The 22,684-nt window shown below is 57.0% G+C and carries 21 protein-coding genes; 12 read left to right on the top strand and 9 right to left on the bottom strand.

Annotation, left to right across the window (positions count from 1 at the left end; genetic code table 11):
- Together KJ653_04830 and KJ653_04825 are read right to left on the bottom strand one after the other, a co-directional pair.
- A partial coding sequence (locus KJ653_04830) for a PHP domain-containing protein (GenBank protein MBU0685156.1) occupies positions 1-495 on the bottom strand: 495 nt, incomplete at its 3' end.
- A 106-nt stretch (positions 496-601) separates the two neighbouring features.
- The gene (locus KJ653_04825) at positions 602-829 is read right to left on the bottom strand and encodes a hypothetical protein (protein MBU0685155.1); all 228 of its coding nucleotides are present in this window, start codon (positions 827-829) and stop codon (positions 602-604) included.
- A 316-nt stretch (positions 830-1,145) separates the two neighbouring features.
- Between KJ653_04825 and KJ653_04820 the strand changes: the two genes are divergently transcribed.
- Together KJ653_04820 and KJ653_04815 are read left to right on the top strand one after the other, a co-directional pair.
- On the top strand, positions 1,146-1,547 hold the full coding sequence (locus KJ653_04820; GenBank protein MBU0685154.1) for an FAD-binding oxidoreductase: 402 nt from the start codon (positions 1,146-1,148) through the stop codon (positions 1,545-1,547).
- Positions 1,548-1,553: 6 nt separating this feature from the next.
- The gene (locus KJ653_04815; GenBank protein MBU0685153.1) at positions 1,554-2,471 is read left to right on the top strand and encodes an FAD-binding oxidoreductase; all 918 of its coding nucleotides are present in this window, start codon (positions 1,554-1,556) and stop codon (positions 2,469-2,471) included.
- A 358-nt stretch (positions 2,472-2,829) separates the two neighbouring features.
- Here KJ653_04815 and KJ653_04810 read toward each other — a convergent pair whose 3' ends face one another.
- The 4 genes from KJ653_04810 to KJ653_04795 form a co-directional block, all read right to left on the bottom strand.
- Positions 2,830-4,158, bottom strand: a complete 1,329-nt coding sequence (locus KJ653_04810; protein ID MBU0685152.1) for an aspartate aminotransferase family protein — start codon at positions 4,156-4,158, stop codon at positions 2,830-2,832.
- 143 nt (positions 4,159-4,301) lie between these two features.
- Positions 4,302-4,976, bottom strand: a complete 675-nt coding sequence (locus tag KJ653_04805) for a zinc ribbon domain-containing protein (protein MBU0685151.1) — start codon at positions 4,974-4,976, stop codon at positions 4,302-4,304.
- A gap of 9 nt (positions 4,977-4,985) precedes the next feature.
- The gene (locus tag KJ653_04800; protein ID MBU0685150.1) at positions 4,986-5,891 is read right to left on the bottom strand and encodes a hypothetical protein; all 906 of its coding nucleotides are present in this window, start codon (positions 5,889-5,891) and stop codon (positions 4,986-4,988) included.
- A gap of 336 nt (positions 5,892-6,227) precedes the next feature.
- Positions 6,228-7,424: a saccharopine dehydrogenase NADP-binding domain-containing protein gene (locus KJ653_04795; protein MBU0685149.1), complete on the bottom strand. Its 1,197-nt coding sequence runs from the start codon at positions 7,422-7,424 to the stop codon at positions 6,228-6,230.
- Positions 7,425-7,716: 292 nt separating this feature from the next.
- Here KJ653_04795 and KJ653_04790 point away from each other — a divergent pair, with 292 nt between their 5' ends.
- Entirely contained in the window at positions 7,717-8,550 is an 834-nt protein-coding gene (locus KJ653_04790; GenBank protein MBU0685148.1) for a pirin family protein, read from the top strand.
- Positions 8,551-8,644: 94 nt separating this feature from the next.
- Positions 8,645-9,133: a flavodoxin domain-containing protein gene (locus KJ653_04785; protein MBU0685147.1), complete on the top strand. Its 489-nt coding sequence runs from the start codon at positions 8,645-8,647 to the stop codon at positions 9,131-9,133.
- Positions 9,134-9,168: 35 nt separating this feature from the next.
- On the opposite strand, the gene KJ653_04780 is transcribed toward KJ653_04785, so the two are convergent.
- Positions 9,169-9,852, bottom strand: a complete 684-nt coding sequence (locus tag KJ653_04780; GenBank protein MBU0685146.1) for a diphthine--ammonia ligase — start codon at positions 9,850-9,852, stop codon at positions 9,169-9,171.
- Between the two features lie 178 nt (positions 9,853-10,030).
- Here KJ653_04780 and KJ653_04775 point away from each other — a divergent pair, with 178 nt between their 5' ends.
- Positions 10,031-10,726: a hypothetical protein gene (locus KJ653_04775; GenBank protein MBU0685145.1), complete on the top strand. Its 696-nt coding sequence runs from the start codon at positions 10,031-10,033 to the stop codon at positions 10,724-10,726.
- Positions 10,727-10,835: 109 nt separating this feature from the next.
- Here the strand turns inward: KJ653_04775 and KJ653_04770 are convergent, their stop codons facing one another.
- Positions 10,836-12,101, bottom strand: coding sequence for a hypothetical protein (locus KJ653_04770; GenBank protein ID MBU0685144.1), 1,266 nt, complete (start codon positions 12,099-12,101; stop codon positions 10,836-10,838).
- Between the two features lie 129 nt (positions 12,102-12,230).
- Between KJ653_04770 and KJ653_04765 the strand changes: the two genes are divergently transcribed.
- The 4 genes from KJ653_04765 (at position 12,231) to KJ653_04750 (ending at position 16,469) form a co-directional block, all read left to right on the top strand.
- On the top strand, positions 12,231-13,178 hold the full coding sequence (locus KJ653_04765) for a 4Fe-4S binding protein (protein MBU0685143.1): 948 nt from the start codon (positions 12,231-12,233) through the stop codon (positions 13,176-13,178).
- Positions 13,179-13,379: 201 nt separating this feature from the next.
- Positions 13,380-14,150, top strand: coding sequence for a hypothetical protein (locus tag KJ653_04760; protein MBU0685142.1), 771 nt, complete (start codon positions 13,380-13,382; stop codon positions 14,148-14,150).
- Between the two features lie 121 nt (positions 14,151-14,271).
- Positions 14,272-15,270, top strand: a complete 999-nt coding sequence (locus KJ653_04755; GenBank protein ID MBU0685141.1) for an ornithine cyclodeaminase family protein — start codon at positions 14,272-14,274, stop codon at positions 15,268-15,270.
- A 56-nt stretch (positions 15,271-15,326) separates the two neighbouring features.
- On the top strand, positions 15,327-16,469 hold the full coding sequence (locus tag KJ653_04750; GenBank protein ID MBU0685140.1) for an aminotransferase class I/II-fold pyridoxal phosphate-dependent enzyme: 1,143 nt from the start codon (positions 15,327-15,329) through the stop codon (positions 16,467-16,469).
- 36 nt (positions 16,470-16,505) lie between these two features.
- Here the strand turns inward: KJ653_04750 and KJ653_04745 are convergent, their stop codons facing one another.
- Complete coding sequence (locus tag KJ653_04745) at positions 16,506-16,880, bottom strand: hypothetical protein (GenBank protein MBU0685139.1); 375 nt, start codon at positions 16,878-16,880, stop codon at positions 16,506-16,508.
- A 453-nt stretch (positions 16,881-17,333) separates the two neighbouring features.
- On the opposite strand from KJ653_04745, the gene KJ653_04740 reads away from it, so the two are divergent.
- From KJ653_04740 to KJ653_04730, 3 genes are all read left to right on the top strand, one after another.
- Positions 17,334-18,335, top strand: a complete 1,002-nt coding sequence (locus KJ653_04740) for a PKD domain-containing protein (GenBank protein ID MBU0685138.1) — start codon at positions 17,334-17,336, stop codon at positions 18,333-18,335.
- A 262-nt stretch (positions 18,336-18,597) separates the two neighbouring features.
- The gene (locus KJ653_04735) at positions 18,598-20,907 is read left to right on the top strand and encodes a glycoside hydrolase (GenBank protein MBU0685137.1); all 2,310 of its coding nucleotides are present in this window, start codon (positions 18,598-18,600) and stop codon (positions 20,905-20,907) included.
- A 478-nt stretch (positions 20,908-21,385) separates the two neighbouring features.
- A partial coding sequence (locus tag KJ653_04730) for a hypothetical protein (GenBank protein ID MBU0685136.1) occupies positions 21,386-22,684 on the top strand: 1,299 nt, incomplete at its 3' end.

The raw sequence follows: 22,684 nt of genomic DNA, 5'->3' as shown, positions 1-22,684 counted from the left end.
CGCCAGCCAGTCATAGAGCGACGGCAGGGCATCATGAATGCTCTCTTGTAGGCCGTTGTTGTAGCCGTGCCCGCCAGGGTTCCCGTCATCGTCGTATATCTCGGCCGTATTGTATACGTTGACCTCTCCCGCCCAGGGCAACCACAATTCATAGCCTGCCATTGCGACGAAGCCCTTCGAGGTAAGGGACTTGGCCGCAAGAAGAGTGTCCGCCCATAGCTCCGGTGTGAGCATGACCTGGCCGTACGGGTAGTGAACGTGATCAGTTGTCGCCATAAAGTCCGCGCCGGCCTTCTTAGCGGCCGCGAACGCTTCCCAGGGCGTACCCTGTCCATCGGAGTAATCGGTGTGAGTGTGAAGGTCTCCGAAGTACAGGTTGTAGGCTGGCGTCTTCTCCTTCCCTCCTGCAGAACTGGCATTCTGACAGGAGAATGGCACAATCATAACTGCGACCGCCACGACGAATAGGGTACCCTGAATTGTCCGCTTGAACATTCTATCCTCTCCCCCTAGCCCGAAGGCTACTGGCATCTCGAATGGTTGGGGAGAGTAATAATACCTTCCTGCTTTCGGACAAAAGACAAGGTGCGCGATCCCTCATCTAGTGGTAGTCTAGGAATAGCCTATTCACCGTCTTCTTAGAAGAAATGAAAGTGCTCTTTCCCGCCCCGTTCGGTCCCAAGAGGCCGACGATGCCTCGTGGAACGTCCGCAGTGAATCCATCAAGAGCCATCACTGACCCGAAGGTGACGGTTACATCTCTAGCAGAGATATGGACCGGATTCGCGCCGGGAGCCGACTTTTGGCCGACTACCATCTCCCCTACCATCGGCCCGGCGAGGAGTTCGATAGACATAAGCATTTCGAGCAGTTCGCTCGCAAATCGTCACAAAGTCGTGGATCGAGTCTTTCGGTTTCGCATCGTGGAACGAATTGTGCGTGGGCTCCGATTCGGCTCTGATACAATGCGTCAAGAAAGACCGCAGAGAAGGAAAGAAAGAGGAGTTCAACTCGGTGCAATAATCGCGAAATCGAGAAACCGATCGATGAAATCAAGAACCCGAAGCGCAAGGATGAAGGTGAATGAAAAGCATTCGCATCGAGAGGCACCGACTGCTGCTGGCTTCAAAGCGGGTGATTGCACGATGAAACATGACGAGAACCTGAGCCTGTGGAGGAACGACAATCTAGCCAGGAATCCCTCGCTCAAGAACGACATCAAGGTCGATGTCGCAGTGATAGGGGCGGGATACACTGGATTATCGGCCGCGTATCATATCAAGAAACACCAACCTGACAAAGAAGTAGTGGTGCTGGAAGCAGAAGGTGCCGGACACGGCGCATCTGGGAGAAACGGAGGGATGTGCCTCAACCAGCCCAGCATCGACTACATGACCATGGCACATCCGAAGAGCCATAAGCTAACGTACGATGCCACTGCGCAGTGCATCAAAGAGATCGCAGAACTGATGAAGGCACAGGGATTCGGAGCCTACATAAGACCCAGCGGCTCCCTCATGACCAACGTTGACAAGAAGGGGGTTTAAAAATCAATGGATTACGCGGAGAAAGCTGAGCCGATGGGGATTCCGATAGAGTACTGGGACGGGGATCGTATCGCGCGTGAAATTGGCACCAGTGCGTATGCAGGAGGTCTGTACGACCCGAACGCCGCCGAAGTGAACCCGATGAAGATGGTGCTGGCACTCAAGAAGGCGGCGGAGACCCTGGGAGTGGTCGTCTACGAGAACAGTCCCGTACTCAAGGCAAACGAGGGCAAACCCGCTCGTCTGCTCGTAGGTGGGGGTGATGGAGAGAATCATACCGTGTCGGCCAATGCCCTAGTCCTTGGCACGGACGGCTACACGACGAAGCTAGGCTTCTTCAGGAATAGCGTCATCGTGTCTCATACCGAGATAGCGGCGACAACGAAACTCGATGAAGGCATCTTCTCGAGGATAGGCTGGAACAGCAGGATTCCCTTCCACGACGACCATATCTACTTGTTCCATTTTGGCACGACGGAGGACGACAGGATCACTATTGGGGCAGGCAATGTGGAGTACTTCTTCAACGACAGTATCACTTACAAGAATGATCTGAATAAGAGGAGAAAGGCCCTGAAGAAGGAGCTGGTCAGGGTCCACCCAGAGCTGAAGGATGTGGAGTTCGAGTATGTGTGGAGCGGCGTGATGACATTCTCCCTCGACATGGCCCAATCCGTCGGAGTGACGGGCAAGGACAAGAACATCTACTACGGTCTGGGATATGCGGGACATGGCGTTTCCCTCGCTTTTCTTTTTGGCAAGGTCATCGCGGACATGCTATCAGGAAGAGGAGACGAATGGAAGCAGATGCCATTCTACCAGCACAGACTCCCCCCTTATGTTCCGCCGGAACCTCTGAGGTATCTCGCGGTCAAGACCTACATGGGTTATCTGAGGTTCCTGGACCTCGCCGGGGGCAGGTAATTCGGAAAGCCTGATTGGAAATGAGCCAGTCATTCACGTATTCACACGGCTCCCGCACATAATCCATAATACTGGAGAATCGATCATCTTACGAAGATCATGGTACGGCTGGGTCAATCATCTCGGCCGCTCTTGCATCTGGGGGAGTGGGGTTGTTGTGGTTCAGGCGGAGGAACGGCTGATTTAGGGACGAGTGGACGGAACGAATCCCTTGCTCAGAGCAACAGTCTGAAGGGAATGATGACGATAGACTGCCATGGTGGAGACTCGATCATCGCCATCCTTCGCGGTCTTGTTGGTTGATGCACATCAGGGCGCTCTTCGGAATCCTCGTTCCAGACGACTGGAACAGCCAGCATCAGCTCTTCGTGGCCGCCTTCAAACCTTCCTCGAAAATCGTCATGCCAGCGTCGAGGATCTCATCAGAGACCACAAGAGCGGGCATGATCCGCGCGACATTGGCCCCCCTGCCGCCCTTCCAGACAATGAGCCCTTTCAGGAAGCATTCCTTCTGGAGCCTGGCAAGAAGATCCGCATCAGGCGAGCGCTTTGCATTCCTCTTGACGAATTCGACGCCGACGTACAATCCACGACCCCTGACATCACCTAGGGCGTCGAACTTGGCCTTGAGCTCCAGGCATCGCTTGAGAACCTTCTGGCCGAGCCTCGCCGACCGATCCGCCAGCTTATGGTCCTCCATGAACTTGATCCCAGCCACTCCAGCGGCACATGAAAGCGCATTGCCACGAAAGGTCCCTACGTGCGCTCCGGGAGCCCATGTGTCAAGTTCCTTTCTGAAGACGATCCCCGAGTTCGGCAAGCCGCTGCCCATCGACTTCGACACCGTCATGATGTCAGGCGTGATGCCTTCGTACTCGACCGCGAACATCTTGCCGGTCCTGCAGAAGCCCGTCTGGATCTCATCCGCAATCAGGAGCAGCCCGTTATCGTCGCATATGCTCCTAACCTCCTTCATGTAGCCCTTGGGCGGGACAACTATCCCGCCCTCCCCCTGGATCGGCTCTATGAGCAATCCACCTGGCGCAGCGAGTCCAGTGTCCGAATCCTTGATCAGATGCTCAAGGTAGTGAGCGCAAGCTAGGCCGCATTCCGGATGCTTCATGCCGAACGGGCACCTGAAACAGTACGGGTACGGAGCGAAGTATATCTCAGAAACGCCCGGAAGGTAGTTCGCCTTGGCCGCTCGCTTCGCGGTCAATGACAGAGCTACTCCGGAGACACCGTGCCAACCGCCTTCGAAGGAAACTATTCCCGGCTTCTTCGTGTGAAACTTCGTTAGCTTGATCGCAGCTTCGACAGCGTCGGCACCAGTAGGTCCACACATCAGGACCTTCGATTTGCCCCTCAATTCCCCCGGAGCGAGCTCCACCAGCTTCCTTGACAGAGCGACTCTAGGCGCGGATGGGAAGTCGAGGCCATGAGTGAACTTCTCCGCTTGTTTCTTGATGGCGAGGACGACCTCTGGGTTCGAGTGGCCCACGTTCAACGCCCCGACTCCTCCGCTGAAATCGATGAAGATGTTCCCATCGACATCCTCGACGGTCGCCCCGAGACCTCTCGACAGGGCTAGGGGCACTTGGTTCGGATATACCAATGCGTTCGAGTCGTACCTTCTCTGCTCGGCAAGGAGGGCAGCCGACTTCGGGCCCGGGATCTTCTCGGACACCCGCAGTGCTCCCTGCAGATTATACTTGTGAAATTCGTCCTTCACCAAGAATCGCTCACCTGCCACCTGAATGCCGACAACTGCTAATACTGTTGCGGGGCGCGTCAGCCCACACCTCGGAATCGAGCTCAGGCATTCGCAGTCTACTTCTCGATACGCATCCCGCACTTCTCACAGAAGAGCGCATTGCTCGCGTTCTTTTGGCCACACTTTGGGCAGGATCTCTCAACCCAGTCATCCGGGGGCGGGGGCAGCTCTTCGTCGACAGGCATCGGCGCGGCGATTGGGGCCTGCTGGACTGTCAAAGGGGCGATAGGCATCACGGCGCCCGGAGCCGACATGAGCTGGACCGGCCTGCGCAAGGGCGTCCCGTTCACCGCTAGCAAGTGCTTCGTCTCCGGAAGCACCGTCAACGACGCTGGAACGCCTTCAACGAGCACACCGTTGAGCACTCTGCTCCTCGCGGCGGAGAACATTCCGAGTTCCCAGCCCCTACCCATGTTCATCCTCTTGGGCACCATCCGCACCTCGGTGACGGTGCCGGTCGCGAGCATCTTGCTCATTCTTCCTACGCCCTTCCTGGCCTGGGCCGCCATACCCAGGCTTGCGAGGGCGAAGAATATCGGCACGATCATGGCGATTGGATCGGTCACGAAGTTGATCATCACCGCCATCAGAATCGAGAAGGCGGCCATGCCTCGAGCGTTGTTCCTCAGAGGCCTCAAGGTGCCCACCGCAGCTTTCCTCTCGGAATCCGTCATCGGGCGCACGGAGGCTGAGAACCCAGACATATCGGTGTACATCTGAACGGAAGTCATGGCATCACCTCAGTTCCTCCCCCATGGGTAACGGTTGCACTTCGGGCAGAACCAAGAGCCTGGGTCGGAACCGTCGGTCTTGAAGTAGTGCGGGACGAGCGCGATGTCGTGATGGAGCGGGCATCTCGGGGGCTCCTGGGAGGTCTTCGAGAAATGATTTCTAGGGGCGAATGGGGGGCCACCCGCAGGCGGGGACGTACCGTATTGCAGCCCCGCGCCTCCCACCGGCGTTCCAGCCTCAGGAGGCCCGATAGGAGATGATGGCGTCTCGGTCTGGACCGAGGGCTGATACGGATACTGTGGAGATGGAACGGACATGACCTGTGGCTGGAAGCCCTGCGGAGGCGGGATCTTGACAGGCGTGGAGGCGACCACGATCGCAACTATGGATATGATTATGACGAGGGCGGAGACAGCCGGGGCCATGCCGCCCGCGACACTGAGCCCACTGAACCCGCCTTCCTTCTTCAAGTCGAAAGTGCCGTGGATTGTCACTCCTACATTCAGGTACGATCCGCTGCCAGACATCTCGTTGCCGCTAACGGTGAGCGTGTATACGGGAGTGAGCCAGTTCACACCGTCCCAGCCGAAATGTGCCGTCATCAGAAATGTGGTCCCGTCAAAGCTACCTTCAACATCGTAGGTGCGGGGTACGCCGTTTTCCCATCCAGTCATTGTACCGGTGATGCTGGATCCCGACCCGGACAGTACTAGCTTGGCATCCAAGGTGTCAGTTACGGTATTCCCGGAAGGACCCATGTAGCTTTGAACATACCCTTGGCCCGCTACGCGGGAAACCCACGTCCCGGAGACGCTCGCGGCAGATGCGTCCGTGCTTATCAATGCGAAAACAGTTACAGATGACATCATGGCTATGACGAGAATTGCGAGCGAGCGCGCGACACTTCTGTTCATTTATGTTTCACCTTTTGTTCGGGCGCAAGAGTCGACGCTCGACGTACGCCTTGGTTGGCGGGGGAAAGAGCGATTACTCAATCCTCGCATTGGCTACTTAAGGGTAGCCGCGCAACTGACGCCCCCTGATAACGGCCGTTAGCGAGACTCAACTCCAATCCTTCATGCTCAGCCACGGCTCAGGGCGACGATTGAGACGACCGGAACCCCCGTCCTCAGGGGATGAAGTCGACCACGCCCCCTATCAATATGGAGTCGCAGGCCGGCCCTTCCGTTCTGCTCATCCGAGACTCACGATATGCGTCTACGTGATGACCGGCCAAGGAGACGGTCTTCCTACCCTTCCGTGCGCTTGATGATCTCCTCAAAGACAGGTATGTGCTTGTCCGGCAGGTATCCGCAGAACTTGACGGGATCGACCGCCTCTGGAGGCTTCACTCCTTTGAGGTCGATCTCTCCTCGGGCGAACATCTCGACCGCCACGGCAACGGGCATCGCGGTCTGATACGCGGTCGCGTGCATGCCTGAGAGCTCGAAGGCTTTCTCATGGGACATGTAGGTCCAGGTCCTGATGACCGTCTCCTCACCTTCCATCTTGCCCGACACCTCCGTCAGCACGCAAGTCGTGCCCTTGAGCTTTCCCGCGAGGTCGTCGGGCCTAGGCATCGTCGCGACCACGACCTCGATCGGAGTGATATCCATGTTCCTTATCTTGACCGGCTTGAAGGACAGCAGCCCGAGCTTCTTCAGGAACTCTACGTACTTGATGAAGGTCTCATCAAGCGTTATCATGAAGTCGCATCTCTTGATCTTCTTGCCGATGAACTTGGGGACCAGCTCGCTCTCCTCGTGGTCCGTCATGTAGACCTTCATCGGTCCGATAGGGTCCGGGAAGGAGTAGACCTCGCTCGTGCTCAGTGCCGGAGTGCGCTTCCACTTGCCGTTCTCGTAGTAGAGCGGGTCCCTGATGCACTCCTCGATCATCGCGTCGGGCGAGAAGTAGGTTGCGAACTCGTACCCCTCCAGCTTGCTGTTGTCGGCGTCGCGCACCTTGACATAGTCGACCGATTCCATCCTGTCAGCCGCACGCTTCGCGAAGATGTCGGATGTGCCAGGGTCAATGCCCATGGAGCAGAGCGCGAATATCCCGGCATCCTTGTACTTCTTGTCGAAGGCCTCCTGGTCCTCGAACATCGGGTGACCGAACAACTTGTCCCCCGTGGCCATGTCGACATAGTTCGCTCCGCCCATGAGACACCCCTCCATTATCTTCAGGTTGAGGGCCGGTATGGTACCGTTGACGAGTATATCCACTCGTTCAGCGACCTTGGCGACCTCGGCCGGGTTCGACCCGTCGGCCTTCGCTATCTCGATCTTGTCGCTCTTTGATCTCTTCTTGACAAACTCAGGACCCCTGAGGTTCACATCCGCGAGAACCAAGCGCGAGACCAGCTTGCTCTTGGCAAGGTCCTGCGCAATACACTGTCCTACTCCACCGCACCCGAATATTGCTACCTCGATTTCCTTCGGCATGATTCCCCTACTTTTTCACTGATCTTTCCATTTGCCCAGCAACGCTGGGCGGAGGAGATAGTCAGAAGCCCGACTATATACTTTTCAATGGGGGCATGCTCCGGGTTGATATACCTATTCTCAAGGGGATGGGTCGACTAGCAAGGGGGCTAGTGGGTCCTCTCGTCCATGGAAACCAAGTCACCGAATCCATGGACAATCCGCTGGATTCCAGGAGCCTTATGTAGAATCCTCATATATCACAGCCGACAGATACGGTACCGTGAAGGAGACCAGAGCAGTCGCTAACGTGATGAACAGCATTCAGACCCTGGAGGGCGCTGGGGTCCGGCTCATGAGGGCTTTCGGGTACTACGAGGTCACGAAGCTCGACCCGTTCCTCCTTCTGGACGATTTCCATTCCAAAGACCCGAGGGACTACGTAGCAGGGTTTCCATGGCACCCTCACAGGGGCATAGAGACCGTCACATACATGATTCGTGGCAACATCGACCACGGGGACAGCATCGGCAACAGCGGCACAATCGGCTCAGGCGACGTCCAATGGATGACAGCTGGCAGCGGGATCGTGCATCAAGAGATGCCCAGGGAGTACGTGGGCATGATGCAGGGGTTCCAGCTATGGGTGAACCTCCCGGCGTCGAACAAGATGATGGATCCAAGATACAGAGGCATCACGCGTGACCAGGTCCCGACCGGAAGGCCCAAGAAGGGAGTCGAGGTCAAGGTCATAGCCGGCAAGGTTGGGCGGGTCGAAGGGCCCGTGAAGGACCTGGTTGTCGAGGCGGAGTACCTGGATGTCACGGTCGGGCCCGGGATTGAGTTCGACCGCGCCATACGGAAAGGCAACAGCGCATTCGCATATGTCTTCGAGGGCCAGGGATTCTTCGATTCCTCGAACAGGGGTCCGGCCGGGGCGGGGAGCCTTGTCATGTTCGGAGACGGCGACCAGGTCGAATCGAAGGCGGGTAGGGACGGCATGCGGTTCCTGCTGGTGTCCGGCAAACCTATCAGAGAACCAGTGGCCTGGCGCGGACCGATCGTGATGAACACTGAGAAGGAACTGGATATCGCCTTTGAAGAGTACTGGAACGGTAAGTTCATCAAGTCCGGGACGAAGCGCTAGAACGCTCGCGCATTGGCCGTCCTCTCAGGCAGGGAAATGACTATGGCGTGGAAGAAGCGTTCGAGGTACCCAAGGGAAAGATCGTCAGGGTGATATGATGAAAGGTGCAGTTGTTTACGACAGCGTGTATGGAAACACGAAACTGGTTGCGGAGGCGATTGCGGAGCAGATCAGGGCTGACGGGCACTCGGCCGAGCTCCTGAACCTAAGAGCAGACAGGCGCAGGCAGATCGATGCGGATTTCGTGTTCATCGGTGGTCCCACGAGGATGAAGAAGATGACGAGGAATGTGAAGGGGTTCATCAACAGGCTGGACAAGAGCCACTGGAGCACGAGGCCTTTGGTCGCGTTCGATACCTATGGCCCTCTCGGGAAGACGGAGGAGGAGAGAAAGAAAGGGGAGAAGTGGATAAATCCCGGAGCAGTCGGAGGTATCCAGGCCCTCGCGAGCAAGATGGGGCTGAAGGTACACCCCGCCTCCCTCAGGTGCGCAGTGACGGACATGAAAGGACCGCTCGAACCCACCGCACTAGAACACGCCAGAAAGTTCACTCACGAATTCGCCATGTCTCTGGGAACGTAGGGCGAGAGAACATACGACTGTACTCCCTTGGCTCTTCAGAGTCCTACCACGTCGATGAGCCAATAGCCGTTCTTCATGATAGACTGGCCAGTCCTGATCACGATGTCAGACTTGAATGACGGACCGCCCGTCACGAAGCTGTGATATTCTCCGTTCTCGCCGCAGTAGGTTATTGGAGCCCCTACGGCATCTCTCCGAAGACCCTCGATCCTCGCGAGCCAGGCAGAGTCTATCTTCCGTCCCAAATCGTCCTTCGTAAGGAATTTCGAATCGAGCGCGACGATGATCGCCTTGAAGCCAGCTCCGACGAATTCCTCCATTATCTCCTTCTGGTCCATGTTCCAAAGGGGGAAGACGGGTTCCAGGCCTGCTTTGCGAGCGACTCTCTCACACCATTCCCGATTCTGTCTCACATCGATATCCCCGAACACCACTCCCTCGAAGCCCTTTGACTCCAACTCCACAAGAGCTCCGAGGAACACATCCTCGTAGTCCCCGTCGCCCACGGTCTTCTGGACCAACGATTTTCCGAGGGCTTCGGCCTGCTTCTGTATCAGTTCCGCCCTCACACCGTGGAATGCGACTCTCCCGCTGTCCTCCCGATAAGTGTTGAGGAGACACTGGACATTGATCCCCTCGGACACTGCTTTCCAGTATGCAAGGCACGAGTCCTTTCCCCCGCTCCACGAGACCGCGAACAGTAAGATCACCCGTCCCATCTTATGATGTAGCCCTAGGTATGAAATCTGAGTCTAAATCAGTGATGCAGCCCCCAAGCGCAGGCTCGCGCATCCGTTCGGGAGCCGACCGTCTGGGGCGCCTGGATAACGGCGTTATTAAATATCGTCCACGCCAATCACAGGGCGATTGCTCCTCGGTCGAGAGGAGGTGAAGAATATGCTCACTCTGGTAAGGATCCACGTGCCGCCTATCACAGGCGATCCGGGAAGCGGGGTAACCTCCCACGTCAAACCGGACCTCGTCTGGAACCACGTGATCGAGAACCACAAGAACTGGCGCTCCAAAGAAGTGAAGCTCCTCTATATGACGCACAGGCATCTGCAGGACGACACGAGCCTGATAGTCGATGCGGCGAGCTCTGACGCGCTCGCGGATTTCCTTGCCAAGAACATCGCCCCGCTCGACCATGTGAGGGGGATATGGGTCCTCAACTTGGCGCGGATGAGGTTCTTCAAGCTCCCGGAGGAGCGCCCGCGGGATTTCTCCAGGTTCACCGTGACCATAGACGCCGTCCCCAAGCATATGGACAGAATCTACGAAAGCATCTCGGCATTCAAGCCCGGCAGGGATGTGATCGTCAACTACATCGCCCAGACATTCCAGTCTTTCAGCGCCTCGATCATGGCCTCAGTACTGGCAAGGAGCAGGAACCACATGGAGACCTTTGTCGAGCAGTACATCAAACCGCTGAAGGGCGTGGCGAGTCTGGAGACGACCTACATCAGCAGGACCATCCGCTTGGTCTCGCCTGAGGAATGGCAGGAATCCGTCGGTCCGTACATCACCGTGCCCGGCGAGAACAGGGTCGATGATATCGATGTGGATGACGACAGCCTGATGGCGGGCTGCTGACCAATTGGCCAATCTCTTGCGCGGGGACTCGCCCAAGAGTGAAAGGGATAGGGAGGTCGCCCTCCCAAATTATTCTGTAGTCGCTCCCGCTTTCGCGCCTATTCCGTGCTCAGGCCCTTCCCCAGTAGGCGTACAGGAAGCCCATCCATCCGGCGTCGTCAGCGAATCCGAACACGTTCTGGTACATGTCTAGCGTCCAGAAGCCGCCGTTGTTTGCGTTCCCCAGAGACCTGTACGATGTCGGGAACCACACTCCGAGGCCGAATGCCGACTGGGACTCCAATGCTGGCGTGTTCGCAACGTATACTGCGTCCTTGATGATACCAAACGCTTGGTCTGCGAGCACCTTCACATCCTGGTCTTCCGAGATTGCCGAAAGTGTCATCAGGAATGTCCCCAGGTCGACCCTCTTGTCCCAGCCGTTCAGAGACCATCCGAGGTTCGCTTCGCCTCGGGCGTCGCTGATCAATCCCTTGTAGTACTTAAAGTCCTCAGCGAGCCCTGCCTTCAGCTCAACGGTCAGGGACTTCAGCACGGAGGCGATGGGCCCTATCTTGGAGACGTCTATCACGGACAGTCCCACGGTGGAGCTGCCCTTGGCCTGTCCCTTGGGGCTGTAGCAGGCAGCGTACTGGTCCGCGAGCATCTTGGCTACCGCGCCAGCAGACATGTCTTCCATCGAATTCATCTGCATGAGGACGTTGTTGTACGCGTAGCCGTTGTTCGGTATGTACTCCTCGCTGGCGACCAGATATCCGATCTGAACGTTCATCTCAGGCGGGATCAGCGTAAGCTCGTAGGCTATCTCCGCCATGCCAATCGTGCAGCCGTCGTAGGTGAGGATGTCCATGGCCCCTGAGCCTTCGAGCGCCTGCCCGACTTCGCTCAGGCTGATCGCCTCGGGCGCTGCCAAGTCGGTACCATTGTGGTCGTCCCAGCAGGTGTATCCGAAGGGGCTCCCGTGATCCCACAGATCCAGCATGAAGTGGTTCGCTGGATAGTTGGCCTTGCCGTAGTCGACGAAGGCCTCAAGCACATGCCAGTCCCCCATGTTGACCTCCTGGCCGTTCACCGGAGCACCGTTCACTGTCATCCCGACCAGCAGCTCCAACCCCCTTGGAAGCACCTTATACAGATAGGCCGGCTCCGAATACCTATCCCACAGCACGATCACGTTGACCTTCTCGGTCGAACCGACGGTCATCATCTCGGCAACATCAGTCACCGAATCCGGATCCAGATTGTTGTCCCCGTCCAGATAGACTAGGACAGTCCATTCAGCGGTCTGAGCGCTAGCCACGACGGGGATAGCGTACGTCGCGACAAGCGCGCTCACGATAGCTATGATGCACGCTGACCAAAACTTATGAGTCATCACCAATGCCTCCCCCGCCAGTGTACCGGCTCACGGGCTATATTTCTTTTTCTCGGGCCTTGATCCTTGATTTTGCATAGTGCATAGCGTAAATACCCGGAATGACCTTTGAGAAATAGACGAGAGGGCATGAGCGCCAAGTTGAAGTTCATCCAGCATCTCGAGAAGAACGGGTGCTACGCGAGCGTGGTCTGCGCGGAACACGCTGCGGAGCTTGGGGAAGAAGTCCGATCACTGCATGAACACGGACTTCTGGATGACGAGTTCTACAGCGACTATTCAGCTCCCTATTTCGTCCCCAAGATGCCCCGCAGTCTTCCGAACCCCAAATCGATAATCGTGGTCGCTGTCCCGCAGCCGATGATACGCACCACATTCCATTGGAAGGGGAAAGAGCTCAAGTTCATCGTCCCGCCGACATACCATGATGCGAACAAGGTGAGCTGGCGGGTAAGGAGGCTGTTGGCGGAGGGGTTCAAGCCCAATACGTACAAATTCGTAAGAGCCATCCTGCCTGTCAAGCTGCTCGCTGTCAGAAGCGGCATCGCGCTCTACGGCAGGAATAACATCACCTACGACCCGGGGTACGGCAGCTTTCACAGGCTCACGGCATTCTACTCCGACTACGACAGCCCCGTCGATAACTGGCGAGAGAAGAAGGCGTTACCAAAGTGCGACAAGTGCAAGGCATGCCTCAAGGCGTGCCCTACCGGCGCCATCCAGAAGGACAGGTTTCTGATCCGGGCGGAGAAATGCCTTACATACCTGAACGAGAAGACCTCAGATCACAAGTTCCCTGGATGGGTCGACCCTTCCGCCCATAATGCAATCATAGGGTGCATGATCTGCCAGAAAGCATGCCCGTACAACGAGAATGTGGTTGACTGGTTCGAGGACCGGGGGGAGTTCAGCGAGGAGGAGACCGCATATCTCCTAGGAGGCAAGTTCTCAGGCGAGAGATCCAAGAAGATCGGCAGGAAGCTCAAGCATCTCGGACTCGACCTGACAGTATTCCCCAGGAACCTGGAGGTTCTTCTTGCACAAAGACACCCGGCAGTAGACGGTCGAATTGCCTAGTTGCCATGGACATATGGTCGACTGAGATGCCGGTCCACTTTCCGGCCCGGCGCCATCTTATTGTACGTTTCGGTCATAGTGGAATCATCTTTGATAAGTTGAACCGTAGTCTTCATATGCTCACAATTGCAGATAGTGACGAGAGTCAACGCCACGGTCACTGCCCGATAATGCGGGATCAGTGGTAGCGGATGGTCTAGGATGAGATGCACGGTTTGCGGAACGGACAACGATGCGGCCCAGGTCCGCTGCGGGAAGTGCGGACAAATGCTGACGCATTTGAGGAGCCGAGTCGCGGGACCTGGGAACGGAATTGCTTCAGGCGTATCAAACCATTCCGCCAGTGAGGTCGCGCGCAAATACAAGAACGAATACTCTCACGTTTCGATCGACCAGACGGACAGGTCCATCGAGATGATCCAAGATCTCTTGGAGATGATATCGACGCAGAAGGTGGACTCAAAGGCCTTGTGCGAGCACATCGTTAAGACGGTATATCGACAGATGCACGTCAAGGAGGTATCCGTCGGCCTGAGGAGCGCTTCCGACGGGAAGTTCAGGTACGTCACCATGCATGGAATGCGGGCAAACGTCTGGACAGAGCACAAGAAGCTGGCATACACCAATGATGAGTTCTCCGACAGCGCGATTTACAAGGGGACCATGATAAGCAAGTACACCAAGTTGTTTCTCGCAGAGGATGAGCCGTACCATGAATCAGAAAAAGGGACGTTCAACGAGCACCTCATGCAGATCTCGATGCGAAAGGCCATAGACGACAGCATTGAAGGGGACTACCTGGACATACATGTGTTCGGGCAGGGGAACGAGCTCCTCGGATGGATCGAGATCTCAGGGACCTGGGAGAACAAGCTCCTGGGTCCGAGGTCTTTGAAGACAATGGAGATCATGGCCAGCCTGGCTGGCATTGCATTTGCTCGCGATCCCACAATCGTCGGACAAACTCCATAAGGCCGCATAGACCGGTCGTTCCGAGAGCACAGCAGTCGATCACCGAACCGACAGTGGCCAACAAGCTTTTTCCCTGATAATGTCATGAGCGCCCAGTTCCTTAAGAGCTGAGGGAGTAACCATGAACGCAGGCAAGGACATTTTGGTGCTGACCAAGGAGGAGATTGAAACCGTTCTCACGATCGAGGACGCCATCGAGGCGGTAGAGGACGGGTTCAAGGCATACAATTCCGGAAAGGCCGTCGTGCCGTTCCCAGTCGCGCTCCAGGTTCCAGACCACAACGGAGACATACACATCAAGCCCGGATACATCAAGGGCTACGACACATACACGATCAAGATCGCATCAGGATTCTACGACAATCCCAAACTAAACCTGCCCACGAGCCACGGGATGCTCTTGCTCTTCGATTCGAAGACCGGGTTCCCCCTGTGCTTCGAGATCGACAGATGCTACCTCACGGATCTCAGGACCGCAGCTGCAGGCGCCGTCGCTGCACGCGCGCTCGCAAAGAAGTCGGTGAGCAAGGTCGCGGTCATAGGCACCGGCACTCAGGCAAGGATGCAGATCGAGGCTCTGAGCAAGGTCCGCAAGTTCGACGAGCTCAGGGTTTGGGGGAGGAGCCCGGAGCACGTCTCGAAGTATGTGGCAGATATGGAGAAGATCCTGAAGGCGAGAATCGTCCCTGCGCGAATTGCCGAGGAGGCCGTCGTCGGGAGCGAGATCGTCGTGACGGCGACCATGACCTCCACGCCGATCGTCAAGGCCTCGTGGATAGGCAGGGGGACGCACATAACCGCCATGGGCTCTGATTCTCCGGAGAAGCAGGAGCTTGAGACGGCCGTTCTGGGAAAGGCGGACAAGATCGTCGTCGACAGCCTCAAGCAGTGCGCCAGCTTGGGGGAGGTGCACCATGCTCTCGAGGACGGCACGATAACGGAGAAGGACGTGCACGCGGAGCTGGGGGAGGTACTTCTTGGTATGAAGAAAGGCAGGGAGAGCGACGAGGAGATCACCGTATGCGACCTTACGGGAATCGCGGTCCAGGACGTTGTCACGTCACAGCTCGTCTATGACCGCGCTCTGAAGAAGAGGATAGGCTCCAGAGTCAAAGCGTAGTATGCCATACAGAGCAGAGAAACCTTTTTCGTCAGATTGCATATGCCGCCACGGCGGTGAGGCTTTTGAAGATCGAACTCTTCGAGATGGAACGGTGGCAGTCCAAGTTCGAGCGTCTAGTCGATTATGAGCTATCGGAGAGCGGCGTGCACGCCCTCAAGCTCAGCGAACTCCTGGGCAGCGAGAAAGCGACGAAGGAGTTCCTGGAGACCCCTCTCGGATATCCCCAAGCGGACGGCACTCCGGCGCTCAGGCAGAAGATCGCTGCCATGTACAAGGGCGCCACCCCTGAGAACATATTTGTGATGAACGGCTCGTCAGAGGCGAACTTCGTCGCCGCATGGCACTTGTTCGAGAAGGGGGACGAGGCCGTGATCATGGTCCCGAACTACATGCAGACGTATGGGCTCGCTAAGACCTGGGGCATCAAGATCAAGCCTCTGAAGCTGCGCGAGGACCTTGACTGGCAGTTCGACCCCGAAGACCTCAAGAAGCTCGTGACGAAGAAGACCAAGGCAATCCAGGTGTGCAATCCGAACAATCCAACTGGTGCGGTCATGGCGGGGAAGCAGCGCAAGGCGCTGATCGATGCGGCGAAGGATTCAGGCGCGTGGCTGCTCTCGGACGAGGTCTATCTGGGAGCCGAGCGGGAGGGCCCGAGGACTGAGACGCTCTGGGGATACCATGACAAGACCCTGATAACGAACGGCATGAGCAAGGCCTACGGCATGGCAGGGCTGAGGATCGGATGGCTTACAGGGACGCCAGAGGCCATAGAGGCGGTCAAGCCGCACCACGACTACCTCACGCTGACGCCCGCGAAGCTCTCAGACCACTTGGCGCAGATCGCTTTGGAGCCGAGGAGGAGGGAGGAGATACTCGCGCGAACTCGGTCCATCCTGCAGAAGAACTACCCGGCCGTGAGGGATTGGCTCGAATCCCACGGATCGATGTTCTCTCATGTTCCCCCGACTGCGGGCGCGATATGCTACATCAAGTACTCGCTCAAGATCAACTCGTGGGAGCTCGCGGAGCGCCTGAGGATCGAGAAGTCCGTCATGATCGTTTCAGGGGACCACTTCGGAATGGACGGATACATGAGGATAGGGACCGGGCCGCCAAAGGACTATCTGCTTGCTGGTCTGGATAGGGTCAATGAGCTGCTGCGGGAGTTGAAGACGAGCAACAAGAGGAAGTGAGATAGCCGCGCTTCGACAGTCAATTAGTTGATCCGTTCACGTTCGGTTCCGCCGGAGCCTCGGGAGGGACATCGCCATGGCGACGACGCCAATCCATATTATGAATACTACTACCAAGAGGACGGCGTTGCCGGGATACTGTCTGCTGAACAGCCACATAGCGCCCAATATGGCCATGGTGCCGCCCCAGAAGATATAGTAGGCCGAGGTGCTGGCTCTCTTCGTGTCGTATTCTCCCTGACGCAAGACGACCCCGAGGGCAACGTAGAACATCCCCGCCTCGAGGAGCAATACCGGGACTGCAAGTATCCACTCCCCGACCAACCATGCGACTAGGATGGAGACCGCAAACGCGATCAGCAGGTATCCGACCGACAGGCTCTCATACCCGCTCCGCCTCGAACTGCCCATGCCTTCACGCTCCTCCGAATAATATCGTGGCATGGGCTTAAGGCTTTTTCCGGGTCCTCCACATCTGAGCACCCGGCTCTGCAGAAGTCCGAGACGGATGCGGAGAGACCGAAGGAGGCTGAGATGATTGTGAGTGAGATTGACCCCTCACTGCCCCCGCGGGACTAGGCTTGTGTCTTCATCCGCGGGATCTTGGAAATTGAACAATTCCGAGAATGAACATAGTTGAACGTTCGTCCGTTAACAACTATCAGGCCCGTCTTCTAGGACAAATAAGTGACAGGTCAGTAGAGTCAGTAGCCCGAAACATATTAGTAGGGCGCCTTACATACTCAATGCCGGAAAGTTGCTAAATCCGGCTAATGTGCGAAGGCGGGACCCCGGGGGGAGTCTTATGAAACTGCTTTCACCCTTCGCATTTTGGAACCGGACGCATATAGGGAGGAGAAGCATTTGACAAAAAGAATCGCAGCTATTTTGATATGCGCCGTCATGGTGCTCGTCGCTGCGGCCCCGTTGGCTTTGGCCACACAGGATGTAATCAAGGGTGCGAAGGGGCCCAGGGCAAGCGCAGTGACGTGGGAATATCCGCCAGTGGACTATGGCACCTGGACGGGACATATCGTGAACACCGGGCTGAGATCGCTCGTGGTCGACGTCTACGACAACACGGGCGGCGTGCTGGTGCAGATATCGCACCAGAGGATCAGATTCGCGGCCTATGACGCGTACCCGAACGGCATTCTCGACACGGCAGGCACCCTCATGGCTGCTGGCCACGTGTACTCGATAACTGTGACGCCAAACGGCCCGAAGGGCTCGTCATGTACCGTCGATGACATGTTCAAAGTGGCACCATCCGTAGACAATCCGCCAGTAGCGGCGTTCACATTCACTGTGAGCGGACTCACCGTGAATGTCGATGCGTCCGGATCGAGCGATGACAAGGGCATTGTTAGCTATACTTGGACCTGGGACGATGGAACGACAACGATTGAGACCGACCCGATCGCGTCGCACACATACACGAAACCGGTGGTAGTCTCGGCATCCGCTCTTTCGGCAAGATCTCCACCTGGAACACCCCATCCAGTCTTCGGATATACGTATGCCGCTGACGGTGTAACCCCAGTGAACGGCTGTCTAGTGACCATCACGGACACAGGAACAGGGGAATCCATAACCTACACCGAGGCTCCGGACAGCAATATCTATTCAGTCGACCTGAGCGAACTCCAGCTCGGCTGGGCGTTCGGTGACATCCTCAAAGTCACGGCGACGACGAGCACAATGGCCGGATCGGCCGAGGGGCCCATCACGGACACACTGGCAGGGTACGACCAGATAGACGTGATACTGACTTCGACGGGCGTCACTAAGATCGTCACGCTGACCGTGACGGACACGATAGGACAGACCAGCTCGGTGAGCTGGCCGGTGACGCTCACCGGGTGAGTGCGGTAGCGTAGCGCGAAAGGCGGGCCCGCGTAGGGGCGGACCTGCCGCTCAAACCCCTTTCCAAGTCTCTTTATCCATATCAAAATCGGGGGGGACGGAATCGAGAAACCGCGTTGAGGGCGCGCCGCGGCTCGGGCGTGCAATAGGCATAGGTGGCCTCAAGCATGGCCGGGACTACGCTCTCCGGCTGAAGCGGGAGCTAGCAAGGCCCGCGAAGCGTCAAGCCTTCGAAAGGGCGATTCTCAGCAAGAGCACCGTATTGAAGTCCGCTGCGGTTCTTATCGTCTTGTCCCTCTTCTCACCTCTCATTGCAGGCATCGGAGGGGATCAGCCTGTGGCGCGGACGATCGCCGCCAAACCAACCGGCACGATCTTCGGACCGCCCGTCATGGTCAACGATAACACATCGAACGACCAGTCAGCGGCGGTCATCATCGCATTGCCTGGGAGGGAGCTGTTCATAGCATGGCAGGACTCACGCTCGGGCAGTGAGAACATCTACGTCCCGAAGCCCCACACCAACGGAACGACCTTCGCTCCAAACAAGAAGGCCGATGATGCCAACGGTTCATCCAAGCATATAGAGCCTGCGGTTGCCGCCACGGTGAACGGCACCATACTGCTCACATGGCAGGACAACCGCAGAAGCGTGTTCGACTATGACATCTACTTCACGAAGTCGTACGATGGCGGGGCCACGTTCACGAAGAACGTGAAAGTAGATGATTCCAACAGCACCACGATCACGTGGCAGGAACGGCCATCGATAGCGGTAACGGCTGGGGGCGCGATATTCATCGCCTGGACAAACGACCCACCGCCACTGCGAGTGAGAGGAGCCTATTCGATAGATGGCGGCGCGACCTTCTCGCCTAGCAAGGAGATAGCACCCTCAGCCGATTCCTACGGGCAGACTGGAGTGGTCCTCGCGTCCAACGGCGACCGCATTTTCGCGGCGTTCATGGATAACACCACGACCACGGGAAAGCCCCATCCCTACGTTTGCATATCTACTGACGGCGGAAGAACCTTCTCTGCTCCCACCAGACTCGACAACACGGGTAGCGACACTTGTTGGCAGAGGGGCGTTACGATCGCCCCGATGCCCGGCGGCGGGATAGTTGCTGTCTGGGGGGATTACAGGAGCGGCAATGAGGACATTTATGCGTCCATCGCATCCAGTAATGGCACGATTACGACTTCGGACTTCAGGGTGGATGACGACTCGACCGGCGCCTACCAATATGACGCGTGTGTTGCCACGGACCAGCTCGGGAACATCTACGTCGCCTGGGAGGACGAGAGGGATGGCTTGTTCGCGGTCCGCTACGCATACAGACAGGCAGGCAAAACCCAGTTCAATGCAAGCATGGACGTGGCGACGCCCGGGGGCGACGACATGCAGAGAAGGCCGTCAATCGTCGCGACAGATCCCGGCCGCGTATTTGTGACCTGGGAGGACGACAAAGCGGGCACGTACGACGTGTACTCGTCAGCGGGCGAGGTACCCTTCACACTTGACCTCGTGACAGGCTGGAACTTCGTGTCGTTGCCTCGTATCGGCTTTGGTTACAAGGCGAGCACGCTCGGGCTAAACTCGGGTGATATGGTGGCCCAATGGAACCCGGCGACAGGAGTGTATCAGAGCTATGTTGTCGGCGTTCCAGTGAACGACTTTCCCATCCTTCCGAACACTGGCTACTGGATAAGTGTACCAAGTGGGACGAGGACGCTCAGCATCTCCGGAAGTGTTCCTGCCGCAATGCAGCAGATGAACATCACCGTCCCGACGGGTGGCGGCTGGGCAGCCGTAGGCTTCTCATTGGCAGATATGACCAGGCATGCGAAAGACATCCCCGCGATGTATAGCATCCCCGGGAGCATCACGACGGTAGCATCCTACAATCCGGTCACAAAGACATACACGAGCTGGGTCAGCGTCATACCAGAGCTGAACAACTTCGCGCTAGTCCCCGGACAGGCATACTGGATCTTCTGTCGCGTGAGCGGAGTGTTGACTTATGCCGTGGAGCCGGTATTCTTCCCCCTCAACCTCGTGAGCGGTTGGAATTTCGTATCGGCACCCCTTGTGGGCTACGGCTACAAGGCGAGCACGTTCGGCCTGAACTCGGGCGATACGGTGGCCCAATGGAACCCGGCGACAGGAATGTATCAGAGCCACATTGTCGGTGTTCCAGTGAACGACTTCACCATCGCTCCGAGCACCGGCTACTGGATCAACGTGCCGAGTGGATCGAGGACGCTCACTCTCTTTGGAAGCGTCCCGAATACGAATCAATCTACGACAATCAACGTACCGGCGGGTGGCGGATGGGCAATCATAGGCTTCGCGGGGCTCAACACGACCAGGCATGCGAGCGACATCCCTAAGATGTTCGTCGGCGGGAACCTTTCGGTCATTACGACGATAGCATCCTACAATCCAGTCACAAAGGCGTATACCAGCTGGCTCAGCGTCATACCGACCGTGAACAACTTCCTGCTGGTCCCCGGACAGGCATATTGGGTCTTGTGCAGCGCGAGCGGTACGCTCACCTATACTCCGTGAGGAGACGAACTGCAGACCAGACCATTCTCGGATTTCCTTTCATCGTCTTCCACCTTCGCTCTGCGTCTCATGCAACCATTTCCGAGCATCGCATGGGATGGGCATTGATTGTAAATGGAGGCGACTTCTCCCACTTACCCTATTGATTGTCGGCATTCCCGGCGTCATCCTTGATTGCTCCGGACAGTGTTCAAAATGTCGGGATTCGAGCAGCTAGCCGGGCCGATGCACAGTTATCGACAATTCGATGGGAATTCTGGGGAGTCAGTACTCTCGAAGACGAAGACAGATTCTTATAGGATAGGCTCTATTCAGAACGACTAGGGAGGAGAGTATACTGTCTGTTGCAGACTATTCTTTGTGCGATAGAGAATCTGACATTAGACGAAACGTGGGACACTCAGAGGTGCCTCGATCTCAGACATTTGAGAGGGGACCTGTGTCTCGACCGCCGACCGCTTCGCCGTGGAGGAAATTCATGGCCCTTGCGATCGTCGGGATCATGGTCGTGACCGGTTTCGCGGTCCTTGGACAGGCTGTCGTCAAGAGCGCGCCTGCGCCAAGTCCAGTGGAGCAACCTGAACCGGCGAGTGTTCTCGCTGGCAGCAGGGAAGTGAACTACACGATCGACCACATGTTCGAGCTGTACGAGAAATCACATGACCCAGCGGACCTCGGCAGATGGACCGATACTATGGGTCTGAACGGGTGGTGGACGTTTAGGGAGTCGGATTACTACGAGTACCAGGCCAGAACGACATATCCATACATACTGGTCTACGATCCGTACTCCACGCAGACCACCCCTGACATCGACCAGGGCGGTTCGATCACGACCTGGTACAGGATGACGATCGATGCCAAGAACATCACTGAGATCTCCAACGGACCTGGCAAGGACCCGATATTCACACCCGTCCTAGGCCCGATCAGCACTGCAGGAGCGTGGATGAACATCTCCTGGTACTCGACATACCTTGAGACATGGGAGATGCAGGCCATCAGAGATGGCACTCACTACGCGAACACCTACTATGGTGTGCCAAGGGCTGTGACGCCAGCTGCTTCCACAGACGATGGGTACTGGAACGAGCTTCAGGGCAAGTTGGAGTTCAACAGAGCCGCGGCAAGCAAAATCCTCGGACTGTCAGGTGCGGGGGACCTCAGGACTCAGTTCTCCGCGAGCGAGGCAGCAATCGAGGATGCCTGGTTCACCAACTGGATGACCGAGGGCGGCCCCGGTGCGGCCGGGATCTACGACATATACACCGCCTACGACTACTCGAACGACATCAGGTGGCTGGAGCTCAGCCTCGACCCCGAGTCCACGGCAGACAACCTCATCATCAGGTTCTGGAGCGTATCTTGGGGCAACGAATGCCTTCTTGTCGGGTACATGGAGGCGGCCAATATCGGGAGGTACTGGCAGGGCTGGCCTGACGACTGGTACTTGAACATCACCAGCGGCCCCGACGGCGGCAGCGTTCAGTCCAGGGCCGTGATGGGCTACCACATGTATGCCACGAAGGACTACACGAACAACATCAACGGCTGGGCCCTGGAGGCAAGCCACATGGATTGGTGCGGCAACCAAGGAAACCATGTTGGTTACAAGAGCCCGTACAACCTTTACGACCCAGACAAGACCGCTGTGACTCACGTATCCACTGCGCCGTTGACGAAGAACTTCGGCAAGCCCGTGAGCTACATACTGGCCCCGCTGCACTGGAACCTTCTCGCAGGTGAGAAGATCACCGTGAAGCTGCCTGATGCATCG

Source organism: Candidatus Thermoplasmatota archaeon, assembly GCA_018814355.1.
Lineage (GTDB): Archaea > Thermoplasmatota > Thermoplasmata > UBA10834 > UBA10834 > COMBO-56-21.
This window is presented reverse-complemented; position numbering and strand designations above follow the sequence as displayed.

Excerpts from the sequence above, each read along its gene's own strand:
- KJ653_04785 (MBU0685147.1), top strand. The coding sequence starts at position 8,645 with ATGATGAAAGGTGCAGTTGTTTACGACAGCGTGTATGGAAACACGAAA.
- KJ653_04795 (MBU0685149.1), bottom strand. The coding sequence starts at position 7,424 with ATGCCGAAGGAAATCGAGGTAGCAATATTCGGGTGCGGTGGAGTAGGA.
- KJ653_04790 (MBU0685148.1), top strand. The coding sequence starts at position 7,717 with ATGAACAGCATTCAGACCCTGGAGGGCGCTGGGGTCCGGCTCATGAGG.
- KJ653_04775 (MBU0685145.1), top strand. The coding sequence starts at position 10,031 with ATGCTCACTCTGGTAAGGATCCACGTGCCGCCTATCACAGGCGATCCG.
- KJ653_04805 (MBU0685151.1), bottom strand. The coding sequence starts at position 4,976 with ATGACTTCCGTTCAGATGTACACCGATATGTCTGGGTTCTCAGCCTCC.
- KJ653_04770 (MBU0685144.1), bottom strand. The coding sequence starts at position 12,101 with ATGACTCATAAGTTTTGGTCAGCGTGCATCATAGCTATCGTGAGCGCG.
- KJ653_04760 (MBU0685142.1), top strand. The coding sequence starts at position 13,380 with ATGAGATGCACGGTTTGCGGAACGGACAACGATGCGGCCCAGGTCCGC.
- KJ653_04780 (MBU0685146.1), bottom strand. The coding sequence starts at position 9,852 with ATGGGACGGGTGATCTTACTGTTCGCGGTCTCGTGGAGCGGGGGAAAG.
- KJ653_04800 (MBU0685150.1), bottom strand. The coding sequence starts at position 5,891 with ATGAACAGAAGTGTCGCGCGCTCGCTCGCAATTCTCGTCATAGCCATG.
- KJ653_04825 (MBU0685155.1), bottom strand. The coding sequence starts at position 829 with ATGGTAGGGGAGATGGTAGTCGGCCAAAAGTCGGCTCCCGGCGCGAAT.
- KJ653_04815 (MBU0685153.1), top strand. The coding sequence starts at position 1,554 with ATGGATTACGCGGAGAAAGCTGAGCCGATGGGGATTCCGATAGAGTAC.
- KJ653_04745 (MBU0685139.1), bottom strand. The coding sequence starts at position 16,880 with ATGGGCAGTTCGAGGCGGAGCGGGTATGAGAGCCTGTCGGTCGGATAC.
- KJ653_04765 (MBU0685143.1), top strand. The coding sequence starts at position 12,231 with ATGAGCGCCAAGTTGAAGTTCATCCAGCATCTCGAGAAGAACGGGTGC.
- KJ653_04755 (MBU0685141.1), top strand. The coding sequence starts at position 14,272 with ATGAACGCAGGCAAGGACATTTTGGTGCTGACCAAGGAGGAGATTGAA.
- KJ653_04820 (MBU0685154.1), top strand. The coding sequence starts at position 1,146 with ATGAAACATGACGAGAACCTGAGCCTGTGGAGGAACGACAATCTAGCC.